This window comes from Streptomyces paradoxus (assembly GCF_014202475.1).
In the GTDB taxonomy this organism is placed as follows: domain Bacteria; phylum Actinomycetota; class Actinomycetes; order Streptomycetales; family Streptomycetaceae; genus Streptomyces; species Streptomyces paradoxus.
In genome coordinates, this window is the sequence record NZ_JACHGV010000002.1 from 862,991 (window position 1) to 877,949 (window position 14,959).

At 69.1% G+C, this 14,959-nt stretch carries 13 protein-coding genes; 5 read left to right on the forward strand and 8 right to left on the reverse strand.

The annotated features are described in order from the left end of the window. Nucleotide 1 precedes the first annotated feature (1 nt). The 5 genes from HNR57_RS08790 to HNR57_RS08810 form a co-directional block, all read right to left on the reverse strand. Entirely contained in the window at nucleotides 2–286 is a 285-nt protein-coding gene (locus HNR57_RS08790) for a hypothetical protein (RefSeq protein WP_184558549.1), read from the reverse strand. 347 nt (nucleotides 287–633) lie between these two features. Then, nucleotides 634–2,430, reverse strand: coding sequence for a serine/threonine-protein kinase (locus tag HNR57_RS08795; protein WP_184558551.1), 1,797 nt, complete (start codon nucleotides 2,428–2,430; stop codon nucleotides 634–636). A 330-nt stretch (nucleotides 2,431–2,760) separates the two neighbouring features. Beyond that, nucleotides 2,761–3,618: a fumarylacetoacetate hydrolase family protein gene (locus tag HNR57_RS08800; protein ID WP_184558553.1), complete on the reverse strand. Its 858-nt coding sequence runs from the start codon at nucleotides 3,616–3,618 to the stop codon at nucleotides 2,761–2,763. Nucleotides 3,619–3,759: 141 nt separating this feature from the next. Then, entirely contained in the window at nucleotides 3,760–4,470 is a 711-nt protein-coding gene (locus HNR57_RS08805; protein WP_184558555.1) for a YidC/Oxa1 family membrane protein insertase, read from the reverse strand. 89 nt (nucleotides 4,471–4,559) lie between these two features. Then, entirely contained in the window at nucleotides 4,560–4,871 is a 312-nt protein-coding gene (locus HNR57_RS08810; protein WP_184558557.1) for a DUF6412 domain-containing protein, read from the reverse strand. A gap of 230 nt (nucleotides 4,872–5,101) precedes the next feature. Here HNR57_RS08810 and HNR57_RS08815 point away from each other — a divergent pair, with 230 nt between their 5' ends. The 5 genes from HNR57_RS08815 (at nucleotide 5,102) to HNR57_RS08835 (ending at nucleotide 10,876) form a co-directional block, all read left to right on the forward strand. Continuing rightward, nucleotides 5,102–6,577, forward strand: a complete 1,476-nt coding sequence (locus tag HNR57_RS08815) for a glycoside hydrolase (RefSeq protein WP_184558559.1) — start codon at nucleotides 5,102–5,104, stop codon at nucleotides 6,575–6,577. Nucleotides 6,578–6,701: 124 nt separating this feature from the next. After that, entirely contained in the window at nucleotides 6,702–7,718 is a 1,017-nt protein-coding gene (locus HNR57_RS08820; protein ID WP_184558564.1) for an SEC-C domain-containing protein, read from the forward strand. Between the two features lie 415 nt (nucleotides 7,719–8,133). Then, the gene (locus tag HNR57_RS08825) at nucleotides 8,134–8,535 is read left to right on the forward strand and encodes a very short patch repair endonuclease (RefSeq protein WP_184558905.1); all 402 of its coding nucleotides are present in this window, start codon (nucleotides 8,134–8,136) and stop codon (nucleotides 8,533–8,535) included. Further along, complete coding sequence (locus tag HNR57_RS08830) at nucleotides 8,532–9,527, forward strand: DNA cytosine methyltransferase (protein WP_184558565.1); 996 nt, start codon at nucleotides 8,532–8,534, stop codon at nucleotides 9,525–9,527. Before HNR57_RS08825 ends, HNR57_RS08830 begins: the two co-directional genes overlap by 4 nt. An 11-nt stretch (nucleotides 9,528–9,538) precedes the next feature. Then, the gene (locus tag HNR57_RS08835; RefSeq protein WP_184558566.1) at nucleotides 9,539–10,876 is read left to right on the forward strand and encodes a DNA cytosine methyltransferase; all 1,338 of its coding nucleotides are present in this window, start codon (nucleotides 9,539–9,541) and stop codon (nucleotides 10,874–10,876) included. Between the two features lie 16 nt (nucleotides 10,877–10,892). On the opposite strand, the gene HNR57_RS08840 is transcribed toward HNR57_RS08835, so the two are convergent. The 3 genes from HNR57_RS08840 to HNR57_RS08850 are packed head-to-tail and all read right to left on the reverse strand — an operon-like array spanning nucleotide 10,893 to nucleotide 14,910. Continuing rightward, entirely contained in the window at nucleotides 10,893–11,771 is an 879-nt protein-coding gene (locus HNR57_RS08840) for a DUF6339 family protein (protein ID WP_184558567.1), read from the reverse strand. Beyond that, nucleotides 11,768–12,763, reverse strand: a complete 996-nt coding sequence (locus HNR57_RS08845; RefSeq protein WP_184558568.1) for a hypothetical protein — start codon at nucleotides 12,761–12,763, stop codon at nucleotides 11,768–11,770. The genes HNR57_RS08840 and HNR57_RS08845 overlap by 4 nt, the downstream gene beginning before the upstream one ends. A 2-nt stretch (nucleotides 12,764–12,765) precedes the next feature. Next, on the reverse strand, nucleotides 12,766–14,910 hold the full coding sequence (locus HNR57_RS08850) for a helix-turn-helix transcriptional regulator (protein WP_184558569.1): 2,145 nt from the start codon (nucleotides 14,908–14,910) through the stop codon (nucleotides 12,766–12,768). Nucleotides 14,911–14,959: the final 49 nt, after the last annotated feature.

Genomic DNA, 14,959 nt, shown 5'->3' on the forward strand with positions numbered 1-14,959 from the left:
CTCAGCCACCGGCGATCTGGCGCACGTAGCTGATCCCGTCCAGCCTCAGGTTCTCGAACGTGTACCCGTAGCCGGCGTCGAATTCCTCGATCGACCAGTACTCGTACGGGATGGGGCCGCCTGGCACGTACAGGGTCATGGAGGTGCCTTCGACCACCGCTGAACCCTCCAGCACGAGGCCGTTGTTGTAGATGAGGCTCACATCGCCACCGCTGGAGAAGCGGATCTTGTCGAACCGGGCGGCGGTGCCGTCCCCGTCCCATTCGCCGACCAGTTCACCGGGCACGGAGCCCTCCGGCGCGACGAACGCCGATGACGGAGGGGGCTCCGGCGTGGTGGGAGAGGGCGGCGGCTCGGTGATGTCGTCGGTCGGTGGGGCGGAGGGCGACTCGGAGATGGTGCGACTCGGTTCGGTGGGGGGTGGGGGGCCGGGTGGAGTCGTCTCCCCGGAACCGGCGGAACCCCCCGTACTCCCTGAACTCCCCGAGTCCCCGCACCCCGCGGCGACGGCCACCACCAGTACTGCTCCTGCGATTGCGCGCATGCCGCGCGCACGTAAGAACGTCATGAGCTGAGCCCTGTCTCTCGGGAGAGGGCGGGGACACTGCCCGCCCGGCGATGTGCGGGCCGTCTCTACTCGGCGACGACGAACCGGAGACGGCGCCGGGTCCTGGGCTGCCGCGGGCCCGGCCCTCGCCGGCGGCCGCGCAACTCCTGGACGACAGCCACGAGTACGGCCAGGCCCCAGACGACGGAGAACACGGACAGCTGGTCCTCCGCTCCGAAAGCCAGCCAGCTGACTCCCAGTCCGGCCAGCGTGATCCCGCAGGCCGCCAGGAGAGCCGAGTGCCGTCGGGTGCACAGCGTCCTGACCAGGCACAGGACGGCGAGGACGAGAACCGGAACGGCGAGGAAGGACATCGGCTCGTGCCCCGTGTAGTCCAGGGAGACCATGGCCGACGCGGGCTCGTACCCTCCGTCGTACCCCTCCTCGAACAGCCTGTGGCCGGAAGGGTCCTCGGGCAGTTCGTAGTAGTCCTTGTAGTAGGGGCCGTAGAAGTGGAGGGTGCCGTCGAAGTCGTCCTCGGAGGCGAAGGCGTAGTCGCTCTCCTCCACCGGCGCCCCGGCGGTGACACCGGCGGTGACCAGGGCACCGGCGCCCCACCACAGCAGGGTGGACGTCAGGGGAAGCCAGCGGAATGCGGCCAGTCCGAGAACCGCGATCAGGGCCGACGGCACGAGGTAGTCGCTCGACGGATCGAGGTCCTGGTGGCCGAGGACGACCACGGCCGAGACCACGAGCCCGAGCAGGGCCGTCGCGCGGTTCCCGGCGGGCAGTCGTCGGCGCCATCTGCGCGCGGACGGCTCAGCGGCGTCGGCCGGTTCGGGGCCGACGGCAGTCGCCGCGGAGGAGGCGGCGGTTGCCTGATCGCCGCGGCCGGCCGCCGCCTCGCCGGGCGCGGTGATGGGCGGCGGAGGCGTGGCAGCGGCCTGCTTCGGCACCGAGGCGGCCTGGGTCGGCTGTTCGGCCAGCATCGTCCGCCCCGGTCCCGCTTCCGACGGCGGCCGGGCGGGAGGCACCGGAGGCACCGTCGGGAGGGGGACTCTGATTCCCGAACGGGCCAGGGCCTGCTGCATCTCGGCCATGCCCGCGAAGCGCTGCTCCCGGTCCTTCGACAGCGCCCGTAGGACGACCTCGTCGACCGCCGCCGGGATCTGCGGCCGCAGCATGGACGGGGTGACGGGCTCCTTGCTGATGTGCTGGTGCATCACGGCGAACGGGGAGTCGCCGAGGAAGGGCGGGCGCCCCGTGAGCAGTTCGTACAGCAGGCAGCCCACGGAGTACTGATCGGAGCGGCCGTCGACCGCTCCTCCGGTCAGTTGCTCCGGTGACAGGTAGGCGGGGGTCCCGACCGTCATTCCGGTCGCGGTCAGGCGGGTGGTGGTCTCCGCCACCACCTTGGAGATCCCGAAGTCCAGGACCTTGACCCCGCCCTCGGAGGTGAGCATGACGTTGGAGGGCTTGATGTCCCGGTGCACCAGGCCCTGTCCGTGGCTGTGGGCCAGGGCCTCCGCGATTCCCCGGCCGACATCGAGAGCACGGTCGACCGTGAACGGCCCCTCGGCCAGCGCGTCCGCCACGGTGCGGCCGTCGATGAACTCCATGACGAGGAAGGGGGTCGTCTCGCCGTCCCGTACGTCCTCGCCCACGTCGTGCAGCACGGCGATGTTGCGGTGGCTGAGCGAGGCGATGGTGCGGGCCTCCCTGCGGAACCGGACCCGGAACTCCTCGTGCCTGGTCAGCTCCGGCGGCAGGACCTTCACGGCGACGACCCGGCCGAGTTCCCGGTCGGTGGCGCGCCAGACCTGGCCCATGCCGCCACGTCCTGCTTCTTCGATCAGCTCGTACCGCTCCGCAAGTACCCGCACGGTGCCCCCCGTTCAGCGTCAGGGTGCGAGACCGGCGCAACAGCCCTCTTCCGGAGCGCGCCTTGCTTCCGTTCACCCGACCGCCAACCGTACTGGCTGATTTCCGCACATCGAGCGGTATGAGAGTCCGAATAGGAGCGCGCGTTTCCCACGCGCTCCTATCGCGCTCAACTGCGCTGGGGGCGCACTTCACCCTGCTGTGCACGCGCCGTGCGCCGTCCGGAAAGGGCCGGAGAGGGACCCGCCGGCCGGACCGGAAAAAGGGGGGCGAGCCGAGCTGTCCGAAGTCGCCGGTGAAAGGGGCGACGCCCCTCGCGCAGGACCGGCCGCTCAGGCGTCCTTGAACTCCTGCCGCTGCCGCCCGAGCCCCTCGATCTCCAGCTCCACGACATCCCCGGCCCGCAGGAACGGCTTCGGCTCGGGCGCGCCCAGTGCCACCCCGGCCGGCGTCCCGGTGTTGATCACATCGCCCGGGTACAGCGTCATGAACTGGCTGAGGTACCGCACGACCTCTCCCACCGGGAAGATCTGCTCGGCCGTCGTCCCGTCCTGCTTGAGCTCCCCGTTGACCCAGAGTTTCAGGGACAGGTCCTGCGGATCGCGCACCTCGTCCGCCGTCACGAGCCACGGCCCCAGCGGATTGAACGTCTCGCAGTTCTTGCCCTTGTCCCAGGTCCCGCCGCGCTCGATCTGGAACTCCCGCTCGGACACGTCGTGCGCCACGGCGTACCCGGCGACATGGGCCAGCGCCTCCTCCGTGGACCCGAGGTACCTGGCCGTACGTCCGATGACGACGGCCAGTTCGACCTCCCAGTCGGTCTTGAGGGACCGGCGCGGCACGAGGACGGTGTCGTCGGGCCCGACGACGGTGTCCGGTGCCTTCATGAAGAGGACCGGCTCCGCGGGCGGCTCGGCGCCGGTCTCGCGCGCGTGGTCGTGGTAGTTCAGCCCGATGCAGACGATCTTGCCGATCCGCGCCAGCGGCGGCCCGATCCGCAGCCCGGTGGCATCCAGAGCGGGCAGGTCACCGGCGTCCGCGGCGGCCCGGACCCGGCCGAGTGCCTCCTCGTCGGCGAGCAGCGCGCCGTCGATGTCCGCGACGACGCCCGACAGGTCCCGCAGGGTCCCCTCGGCGTCGAGCAGCGCGGGCCGCTCCGCCCCCGCCGTACCGACTCGCAGCAGCTTCATGATCAGTCTCCCTCGATCGCGGGCGCCCGGCCGATGCGCGCGACCCGGATGCGGCGGGACAGCCATCGGAGGACTGGTCGATCCTCCAAGCTGGGCGTGCACTCCGCAATACCCCGTTCACGTGCTGGACCGGCCGCCGGGTCACCGGTACAGCACGGCCCGCTCGACGGCGCTCCATGTCGTACTGGTCACGATGTACAGCGCTGCGGCCAGCGGTACGACGGCCACGGTGACCAGCGTGAAGAACGACATGAACGGCATCACCTTCGTCACCGCCCCCAGTCCCGGCAGTTGCTCCCCGCCGCCGGCCTGGGCAACCGGGTTGGCGGCCATCATGCGCTTGCTGAGCCGGTAGCTGAACGCGGCGACGCAGGCCACGACCACGAACAGCCCGGCGTAGACGAGCCCCGCCCCGCTGAGGACACCCCCGTGGAGCGCGTCCGCCCACCGCTCCCCGAGCGGCGCCGCGAACAGCTGGTGGCCGAGCAGCCCGTTGGCCTCGCCGCCGATCGTCTCGCTGGAGAACAGGTGGTAGAGCAGGAAGAACGCGGGGATCTGGAGCATCCCGGGCAGGCAGCCGGCCAGCGGCGACACCTTCTCCTCGGCGTGCAGCTCCAGCACGGCCTTCTGGAGCTTCTCGGGGTTCTTGCCGTGCCTCTTCCGCAGCTCGGCGATCTTCGGCTGGAGCGCGGTCCTCGCCTTCTGGCCGCGCGCGGCGGCCCGGGACAGGGGGTGGACGAGGAGTCGTACGAGCGCGGTGAACAGGACGATCGCCGCGGCGGCGGCCGAGGCGCCGAACAGCGGCTGGAGCAGGTCGGCAAGGTGCTCGACCAGGCTGGCGAAGACGGACATGGGTGAGCCCTCCGGGGGTCTCGTCGTGCCGGAAATGGGTCATGGCGGCATGACGACCCGCGCGGGGTCACTCAGGTGTGGATGCGCCCCTACGCGACGGTCGCCCGGAGGGCGTGACCGGGTGCCCGGGGCCGGGTGCGCCCCCGGGCGTCGGGGTCGCGCTGGGGCAGGAAGGCCGTACGCCGGTCCCGGTCGCGGATGGCCGTACGCACCCGCGTGCGCGGCACGGTGGGCGCGCAGCGGGAGGCGGCGACGGCGCAGAGCGCGAGGGCGGCCGAGGCCGCGGTGGTCGCGGCGAGGGCGACGGTGGCGGAGAGGCTGCCGGTGTCGAGCAGCGCCACTTCGACGAGCAGGAAGAGCAGCGCGAGGGCGGGACGCAGCGTCGCCCAGCTCCGGTTCATCGCCGCCCCCTCTCTCGTCAACTCGTACGTGTGTATGCCCTGTCGTCCGTTATACAGGATCATCCTCCCGCCCGGATCCTCCACTTCGTACACGGGTTTGAGAAAGGTTCGTCAGAACTCTCGACAACCCACCCGTCACACCCGATGCTTCTCGTCACCAACCACGGGGACACCCCTGTGACGCCGGGCCGGGGACCGGCGTCTGCCCCCATCTCCCTTACGGAGGAGCCGTGATCCGACGCAGAAGTCTGCTGGCCGCAGCAGGCGGAACGTTCCTCGGCAGCGCCCTGGCGACGGGCACCGCGCACGCGGACGCCACCATCGCCGTCAACCCGTCGACGACGTACGGCACCTGGGAGGGCTGGGGCACCTCCCTCGCCTGGTGGGCCAACGTCTTCGGCGCCCGGGACGACTTCGCCGACCTGTTCTTCACCACCAAGTCCGTCACGTACAACGGCCGCTCCCTCCCCGGCCTGGGGCTCAACATCGCCCGCTACAACCTCGGCGCGTGCAGCTGGAACAGCGTCGGCGGCGAGACGATGGTGAAGTCGCCCAACATCCCCGCCTTCAAGCAGATCGAGGGCTTCTGGCAGGACTGGAACAACGAGGACCCGACCTCCTCGGCGTGGAAGTGGACGGCGGACGCCAACCAGCGCGCGATGCTGGTGAAGGCGACGCAGCGCGGCGCGATCACCGAGCTCTTCGCCAACTCCCCGATGTGGTGGATGTGCAGCAACCACAACCCCTCGGGCGCGGCGGGCGGCGGCAACAACCTCCAGACCTGGAACTACCGTCAGCACGCCTCGCACTTGGCGGCGACGGCGTTGTACGCGAAGTCGAACTGGGGCGTGAACTTCGCGACGGTCGACCCCTTCAACGAGCCGGCCTCCACCTGGTGGACCGCGACCGGCACCCAGGAGGGCTGCCACATGGACCCCGCGGTCCAGGCGGCGGTCCTCCCCTACATGCGCAGCGAGCTGGACAAGCGCGGTCTCACTGGGCTGCGCATAGCCGCCTCGGACGAGACGAACTACGACACGGCCCGCTCCACCTGGTCGTCCTTCAACTCGACGACCAAGGGCCTGGTCTCCCAGGTCAACGTGCACGGCTACCAGGGCTCGGGCGGCCGCCGCGACCTCCTCTACACGGACGTGGTGACCACCTCCCGCAAGAAGCTGTGGAACTCCGAGACGGGCGACAGCGACGGCACGGGCCTGACCATGGCCTCGAACCTCTGCCTCGACTTCCGCTGGCTGCACCCCACGGCCTGGTGCTACTGGCAGGTCATGGACCCGTCGTCGGGCTGGGCGATGATCGCCTACGACGCGAACACCCTGCAGCCCACCACCGTCCAGACCAAGCACTATGTGATGGCCCAGTTCAGCCGCCACATCCGCCCCGGCATGACGATCCTGGACACGGGCGTCGACTACGCGGTGGCGGCGTACGACGCGGCGGCCCGCCGCCTGGTGATCGTCGCGGTGAACACCTCCACCTCCGCCCAGACCCTCACCTTCGACCTCTCCCGCTTCTCGACGGTCACGGGCGGCTCCGGAGGCCTCGTCCCCCGCTGGAACACGGTCACGACGGGCGGCGGAGACCTCTACACCCCCCGCTCCGACATCCGCCTGTCCGGCAAATCCGTAAGCGTCCCCTTCGCTGCCAAATCAGTCCAAACCCTCCAGATAGACGGTGTGACGCTGTAAGTCCGCGGCGGCGGTTCGGGGCGAACCGTGAAGCCTGGGTGGCGGGCATGGGAAGTCGGGAGGCCGGGTGGTCTGGCCTGCGCATCTCTCACGCTCGTCACCTCCCGGCAGTACGGTGTCCCCCATGCGCCCCGACACGCCTGCCGAAAACGTCGACCACACCGCCGAGGCGGCACGCCTGGAGCGAACCGCCGGCCTGTATCCCGAGGACGCCGAGGCCCTGCTGCTGCGGGCAGCGGCCCATCTGGAACTCTCCGGCGACCGCCCCACCGCGACCACGCTGTACGACCGCCTGCTGTCCTCCCCCGACGGCCTGGAGAACCCCCACCTGGTACGGGCGCTCAAGGCCTCCAACCTCTGGGAGTACGGCCACGAGGCCGAGGCCCGCGCGATCATCGAGGGCGTCCGGATGGCGTCCCCCGGGGACCCGGCGCCCTGGGTGATCGTGGCGGAGTCCCTGGAATCCCACGACGAACTGGAAGCGGCCCACGACACCTTCACCGAGGCCGTACGCCGCCTCCTGACGGACGTAGCCGAGCCCCCCTACGCCACCCACCCCCTCCTCTTCGGCCGCCACCGCGTACGGCGCATGCTCGGAAAGTCCCACGACGAGTGGGACGCCCTCGCGGACACCGTCCACTCCCTCCCGATCACCCTGGACGAACTTCACGACCCCAAGCGCGTGTGGTCCCTGGGCTCGGAGAACCCGGCGGAACTGGAGGCGGAGATCCTCCGCCTCCGAGCGGAACTGGGCGCCTACCGGGAGGCCCTCTCCCGCCCCTTCCCGGTAGCGGTCCTGCACTGGCCGGCGACGGAACTCACGGAACTCCTGGAGGCGTACCCGACCCTCGCGTCGGAGTACCCGACCCACGAGGAACACCTCGCGACCATAGAGACGGCCCTGCGCGAACTGTCCTCCTCCGGCACCCCGAACCTGGGCATCGTCACCGGCACGGTCCCCTCCTACGAGGCCTTCGCCGCCTCGGAACTCTCCTCCCCCGGCGACACGACCCTCCTCCCCCAGTACGCGACGACACTGGCGGCGAGGGGGAGAGCGGTGGCTTGGCCGCCGCAACAGGGGGCGGCTTGCTGGTGCGGGTCGGGGACGGCGTATGGGCAGTGCCACGGCAGCACTGCCTGATCCCCGACTCCACGACCCCCGGTAGCTCGCCGCTGAGCCAACCCGGCGTGCGCGGACCCGCTGACGCGCCCGTCACGCCGGGCACCTGCGCAGCACGCTGCGGCGCTCCCCACCCTGGCCCCCGCTTACCCGGGCTGCCCGCTCGCTTCACTCCTGGGCTGGAGCGCCCTTGAGGTGGGGCGTGGAGGCACGACAATGACAAGAAGCGGGCGGCCCGACAGCGCGAAAACGATCAGCTTGCGTCGAAGGCCCTTCGTATGTCAGCGGCTACTGCTAGAACTGACCGCATCGCCATGAGTGATCGGTGCGGATCAGCTCATGCGTGGAAGCATCGATCATCGACCGTGACGACATGCATGCGTGAGGCTCGACAGTGAACAGCATGACGCCCTCGTCTCCTGGCGTCTCGGCCCGCATGAGCAGGCAGGCGAGCAAGGACACGGCCGTCGAGCTGGCCGTGCGGCGGCTGCTGCACGCGGCAGGGCTGCGGTACCGCGTGGAGTACCCCGTGCCGGGCCTGCCGAGACGGCGTATCGACGTGGCGTTCCCCAGGGCCAAGGTCGCGGTCCTCATCGACGGCTGCTTCTGGCACGGCTGTCCTCAGCACGCCACTCGCCCGAAGGCCAACGCGGAGTGGTGGCGCACGAAGCTGGAACGGAACATGGCCCGTGACCGAGAGACGACGGAACGTTTGCTTGCAGCGGGGTGGACAGTGCTGCGGTTCTGGGAGCACGAAGCTCCCGAAGGAGTGGCTGTACAGGTGGCGGCAGCCGTGCAGCGACGTCGGCCGGAACGGACAAGAGGGAAAAACAAGTGAGCGGACTCACCTTTGTGGATGTGTGCTCCGGGGCGGGGGGACTTGCTCTCGGTCTGGAGCGAGCGGGGTTCATGCCGCGCCTTCTGCTGGACGACGACACTTCTGCCGTCACGACCCTGAGGACCAATCGGCCTCGCTGGAACGTTTTGCACACCGACCTGCTGGACTTCGACCCGGCTGAGCACCCGGTGAGCTACGACGTGGATCTACTCGCGGCGGGCCTGCCACGGGTGAAGTCGAGTGCGACCGCCGCTCGGGAGGATTCGGGTGTGGAGGAGCGGCTGTTGGAAGCCGCTGTGTACCTCGTACATGCGATCAGACCTCGGGCTGTGCTCATCGAGAACGTTCCTGGGCTCGCTGACGCGGACGAGTATCAGCCGTTCCGTGACTTCGCCCGGGCCGAACTGGCGCACTTAGGGTACGAATTCAGCTGGTTCGTCTTGAACGCTGCCGATTTCGGCGTTCCGCAAAGCCGCAAGCAGGGTGTCCTCGTGGCCGTCGAACGGAATCGTGCCCAAGCGTTCCGACCGCCCACGCCGACCGTGCTGGAGCCGACAACGGTCGGCGCCACTCTGGGGCCGTCCATGGCCTCGCGCGGTTGGCAGGACGCCACGCGTTGGGCCGCCCAAGCCGATCAACCGGCTCCGACACTGGTCGGAGGGTCGAAGAACCGGGGCGGCGCCGATCTGGGACCGACCGGAGCCAAGCGTAAGTGGGCGACCATGGGCGTCAACGCTCACACGCTGGGCGACATGGTTCCCGGCCCTGAGTTCGTATGGGATCCCGAACTCGGCAGGGAAAACATGGTGAAGATCACGGTTGAACAGGCGGCGCTACTGCAGGGGTTTCCCGATTCCTGGGAAATCGCCGGGCTAAAGACCGCCCGCTACCGCCAGATAGGGCACGCGACCCCGCCGCCCGTCGGAGAGGCGCTGGGACGGGCCTTTGCCGAAGCGCTGGACGGCGAGCAGGCAGTGTCCGCGGCCGGCTAGACTTCCGCCACATGACCAGCGCGGCGCCACACCAGTCCATCCTCGACAAGCCCTTTGTCCTTGATCTCTTCGCGGGGCCCGGAGGGCTGGATGTCGCCGGGCAGGCGCTCGACATCCCGAGTCTCGGCATCGAGTGGGACAAGAGTGCCTGTCTGACGCGGTACGCTGCCGGGCTGGACACCCTCCACGCCGATGTGAGCGCGGTACGCCGGGAAGCGTTCGAATCCTTGCCGCCGGAGATCAACGTGCTTGCCGGTGGCCCACCGTGTCAGACGTACTCAGTGGCCGGGGGCGGCGCCGGTCGCAAGGCCCTGGAGGAAGTCAAGCGCTACATCGAGCGACTCATGGCGGGCGACTCCGACGAGGAGATCGACAAGGAGCTGAAGAAGCTCAGCGATCCACGCACCGCGTTGGTCCTCGAACCCCTCCGGTACGCGATCCAGGCGACCAGGAGCCCGAACCGCGGCAACCGACCGTACGACGTCATCGTTCTGGAACAGGTCCCCGCGGTCGAGGCGCTCTGGCATCACTATGCCTTGGTGCTGGAAAACACCGGCCTCCCCAACGGCACCAAGTACAAGGTCGTCGTCGACGTCCTCGACACCGAAACCTACGGAGTGCCGCAGACACGGTCCCGAGCCGTGCTGATAGCTCGTCGTGAGGAACTTGGTGAGCCCGAGCTGCCCGCACCGACCCACCGCGCCTACGAGGCGAAGGAGTGGAATCGCGCGAACGCCAAAATCTCAGCTCAGGTCCATCAGCCGACCCTTGACGAGGAGAGCGCCCCGGAACCTCAGGAAGGCCGAGGGGAGGACGATGAACTGGAGCACTGGATGTCGATGGGCAAGGCATTGACCGGCCGCAAAACCCCCTTTCTCGTCCGCTCGAACTACGGCAGCTCCGGACACCCGGGGCGCCGCGGCGTACGAACCGACCGACAGCCCGCCGCCACCGTCACCGGCCGCATCTCTCGCTTCGTGGTCTTCGAACACCTCGATGAGGACATCGTCTACGAGGGCCCCCGCTTCAGCATGAACGAGGCGGGGATGCTGCAGAGTTTTCCGCCGGACTACCCCTGGTCCGGTACGGCACAGGCCCAGCAAGTGGGCAATGCCGTACCACCCCTGTTCGGTGCACACCTGCTGAGCGCCGCGCTCGGTCTTCCCGCGCCGGCCCCTGACGCAATGAGGACACCGTGGACGCCGGCCACGGAGGAGCAGCGCGCAAAGCTACGGAGCCAGGGTTGCGGGGCAGCCGACGACTGCACCGCCCGCTGCCCGCGCCCCGAGGGCCAGACACCGCCCCGCTCGACCTCACGCACGCGCAAGAAGAAGGCGGCTCCTCAGTAGCTCAGGGGCCCCCGGATCAGTCCTCGCTCTTCCTGCCCCGGACCGGCGCGGTCTCGAACAGGTCGGCGAAGTAGGCGGTGAGCGCGGTCACGGACTCCTCCGGGACGGGGTCCTCGTCCGGCCCCTCCGGGAGTACATGTCGTGCGACCGGGGGCGCCGTTTCCGCCTCTGCGATCCATTTCCGCAGAGGGACAGGATCGCGAGGCTGGTCCGCTGCGAGGGCGTCATAAGTCAGGGTCGCTCCCGCCGTATTGATCGCCACGCTGAGGCCGTTGATCTCGCGACCGGTGGTGACCCGCCCGTTCTTCAGAAGACGGACAAGTGCCTGGGCCGTGGGACGATGATCGATCAGCTCCATACGCAGAACGGTGTGGATGAGGTCCTGGTTTCCGCAGGCGACCTCGACGGGCTCGTAGTCCGGCCCGTTTCGGAAGAGTTCAGCCGCCCACCACAGACGGGAGAAGCACTGGCGGTCCGCCGGGCCCCGGAAGCGGTCCGCGGCGACGCGCCTTTCGGGCCTGTTCGCCGTCGCCTCCGGCAGGTGACGCCAAACGACGTAGTCCGGGGCCACCGCCAGGGCGATGTGATTCCACAGACGCTTGTCCGCCGCTTCTCGCCGCGTCAGGCGCAGCGTGGCATGAAGCCGTGGCGCGAGCCACGCGTCGGCACGGGTACGGTCCGCACAGAACTCGAACATGGCATCGTCCACCAGACTTCGGATCGGCTCGACCGACCACCTGGCGTCGTCCTCGGGGAGCGGCTCGACGACCTTGGCGAGTTCGATGCCGCCATGCACCTGTTCGCCCTTGAGCAGCTCCTCGCTGAGGAACGGATCGACGGCCGAAGTGGCGAGAAGCGCCAAGCGCTCCGGTACGTGGTTCGGCTGCGTGATCACTTCTCACTCTCTCGGTTCATCTGTTCCAGACTGCGGATGGCATAGGCAAGCGCCTTGGTGGCGTCGGCACGACGGGCCGCCGCATAGTGGATGCGGGTCTGCAGCTCCACCCAGCCCGAGTCGCCGGTGCGCCGGCGATGGACCTGTCGCAGGGCCTCCTCGACGTGGACACCGGGAATCACGTCCGGGAGCATCTCCCGAAGAACATCGCCCTGCCAGTCGGTCGGGAAGACCGGGCCGCCCCCGGGTTCCACCTCCAGATCGCCGATGGCACCGTGGAACACCGCCGTCCAGACATCGGTGGCCATCTGAGCGACCAAAAGGTCACGCACCTTGCTGTCCAGTCCTGAGCCGCTGCTGTCCAACAACCCGAGGACCCCCTCGACGTCGGTGTTCACGAACACCGTGGGAACCCGGGCCGAAGTGTCCACGATCCAGGGGACGTCGGCGTAGGCGTGCAGCCACTCCCTGGCGCTCCTGCTGAACGAGGCCTTCTGCACGTCCAGTTGGAGTCCACGGACCGGATCCTCGGACACCGTGTCGATGATCCAGTTCCGGTCGGTCTCGGCAATCGATCGTCCCCGCACTCCGTCGACCGTCCCGACGGCGTGCACGGCGAGGGAGGCCCGACCCAAGTGGTTGTCACGGAGGACCTCCAGGGAGCCCGACCAGTCGCGACCGTCCGCCGTTTCACGTGTGAGGTCGGTGGAAGTGCGGACGTTGGTCTCGCCGTCCGTCAGCACGGCGAGAACGCGCAGGTCGGACCAGGCCGCGTCCGGCGCGTCCGCCCCGGGCGGCAGCGTGGCCGATAGGCCGATCGTGGCGCTCACCCAGTCGCTGTGCCCCGCGATGCCGAGTGCAACAGCCTGCTGTTGGGTGGAGTACGCGGTTGTCTCCAGCTGGTCGCGGGTTCCGTCCGAGAGCTTGAGGGAGACCGAGGTCACCCTGAGCGTGACCGGCCGGTTGAGCCTCTTGTACGGGTAGATCTTCACCGTCACTCCCCCTTGCCGGCACGGAGTTCCAGGACGAGGCGGGTGAGCGTGGTCCTGACGGGGTGGCTGGTGACATCGGTGGATCCTCGGAACTTCGCGCGACGTGTGCCCGGCGCGAAGCGAAGGGTGCCGTCCTCCACCTCGCAGCCCTCGACGGCCGCGAGTTCTGCCCAGTCCAGCTTCGGGCGGCCCCCGGAGCGCACATCCAGCTGGGCGACCGGCACCATCGGGACGACCTCGTCGCCGCGCGGAATGCTCACTTCCGCAGTGATCTGCCACTCCCCACTGTCGCCGATCGTCGCGTCGAGCCCGTCCAGTACCGGAACCACCGGCCCGGAGGGCGCCTTGGCCTTGGGCCTCGTCTTCACGGTCAACGCCTTGCGCAGGGCCTCACCGCCTTCGCGGCTGCCGCGCTTGGGCCGTGCCACGAGTTCCCTGACCGCATTGTTGACCTCGGTGGTCAGCATGTTGATCCGCCGGTAGGCGGAGGGCGACCAGCGCAGGGTGAGCTCCTCCGTCTGCCCCCAGCGGTCGTGCTCAGGCGGTTCCGCCGCACGCAGGAATTCCTCGACCTCCTCGGCGAAGGGCGCCGATTCCCCGGCAGCCTCCCCCACCAGTAGCACAGCCTGGAACGGGTTGATCCCGAGCGGCAGGTTCGCAACCCCGGCCCTTTTGACGGTCATGCGGTTGCCACGCAGCGAGTGCACCTGGTTCTTCGGTGTGTCCTTGTCATTGTCGGCTTCGGTGACCAACAGGACCGCTTGGTGTATTCCGAGCGTCCCCCTCGCGCCCCCGGACAGCGGCAGCTTCAGCGGCACGCTCCGCGCCGCCACCTGCCCGGCCTCGGTGAGTCGATCCACGGTGGTGCCTTCGTAGTGCGCCCGTAGGGCACGCGTCCGGGAGGGCTGCTCGGCAGACGGGTCCACCTGCTCCTCCGGTACAACCACGTCACCGTTACGCAGCGTACGAACAGAGACCTCGAGAAGGGGAAGCCTGCTTCCACCACCGGTCATGGCGGCCCAGAAGTCACGCCCCAGCGCCTCGACCAGGCGGCGGTGCATCTTGCGGATGTCGCGCGTGTCCTCGCCGCCCTCCTCATCCACGGTCTCGTCGTCGGCATCGGACGACTTGTCCTCGAGGCTGGCCACGTCGTGCGCGCCGACGATGAGGAAGGAAGTGCCGGGTTCGTCACTTTCACGGGTCAGGTGCAGGCGAGCCACTGTCTCTTCGTCCGCCCACCAGGAGCGCGCAACGCTGGCGCCGGGCGAATCAGGGTCGGGGCGCCCGAACCAGGCGGGGCCCGCGTACGGCTCGCCGTCGACTTCGCGCCAAGGCAGTTCGAGACGGCCGATGACTCGTCGCTCTGTACGCCCCTCGTGGGGCTCGGACAGCGTGGAGTTGATGAGCACGAGGCCGAGAGCGCTGGTGGCCCACAGCGTCGCCTTGCCCAAGCCGTACGACCCGCCCGCGCCGTGCCCGGACTTGAGGCTTTCCAGCTGACGCCTGACCACGGCGGCGAACTTGCCGTCCGCGTAGTCGTCACCGATGAGCCCGGAAGCGTTGTAGTCGTCGACCCGCAGCAGGACCAAGCGGCCCTTCTCATACATGTCGCGCACCCCGGCGTCCACGACACGACCGACCTTCTGGTTGCCTGCGATCTCCGAGACGGCGGAGTAGTGCGGGAAGAGATCGTTCCAGAGGATCGCCTCGCGGAAGGCGTCCAGGTCCTGGCCGGTCAGCTCATGCAGGGTGTATCGGACTCGGACCGGGCGGCCGTTCTCCGTCAGTCGCTCGTCGAGGCTGTTCTGGCAGGTCTCGCGCGCGAGGACCTGCACATCCGCGTCGAAGGCGAATGCCGCGGCATTGCCGAGGTCACGACCACCGTCGGGGTAGCCGGGACGGTGATACCAGGTGACCGGCAGGCCGGCCTGGGTGTCGGTGGTGCGGGTGTGCACCGTACCGAGGTCCGTGCCGAGTGCCCTGGCGATGTTCGCCATGACCGTCGGGCGAGGAGTCGACCTTCCGGTGATCCACGCGGAGACGGCGGCTCGAGTGACCTCGACCTCCTTGGCCAGTTCGGCCTGCGTCTTCCCCGCGAGTTTGAGCTGACGGGCCAACCAGGGCCCGAACTCCTCACCTGTCTCCACGTGCCACCTGCTCTTCCCCTAGGAGCCGCTTGCGACTCGCAGGCGACTG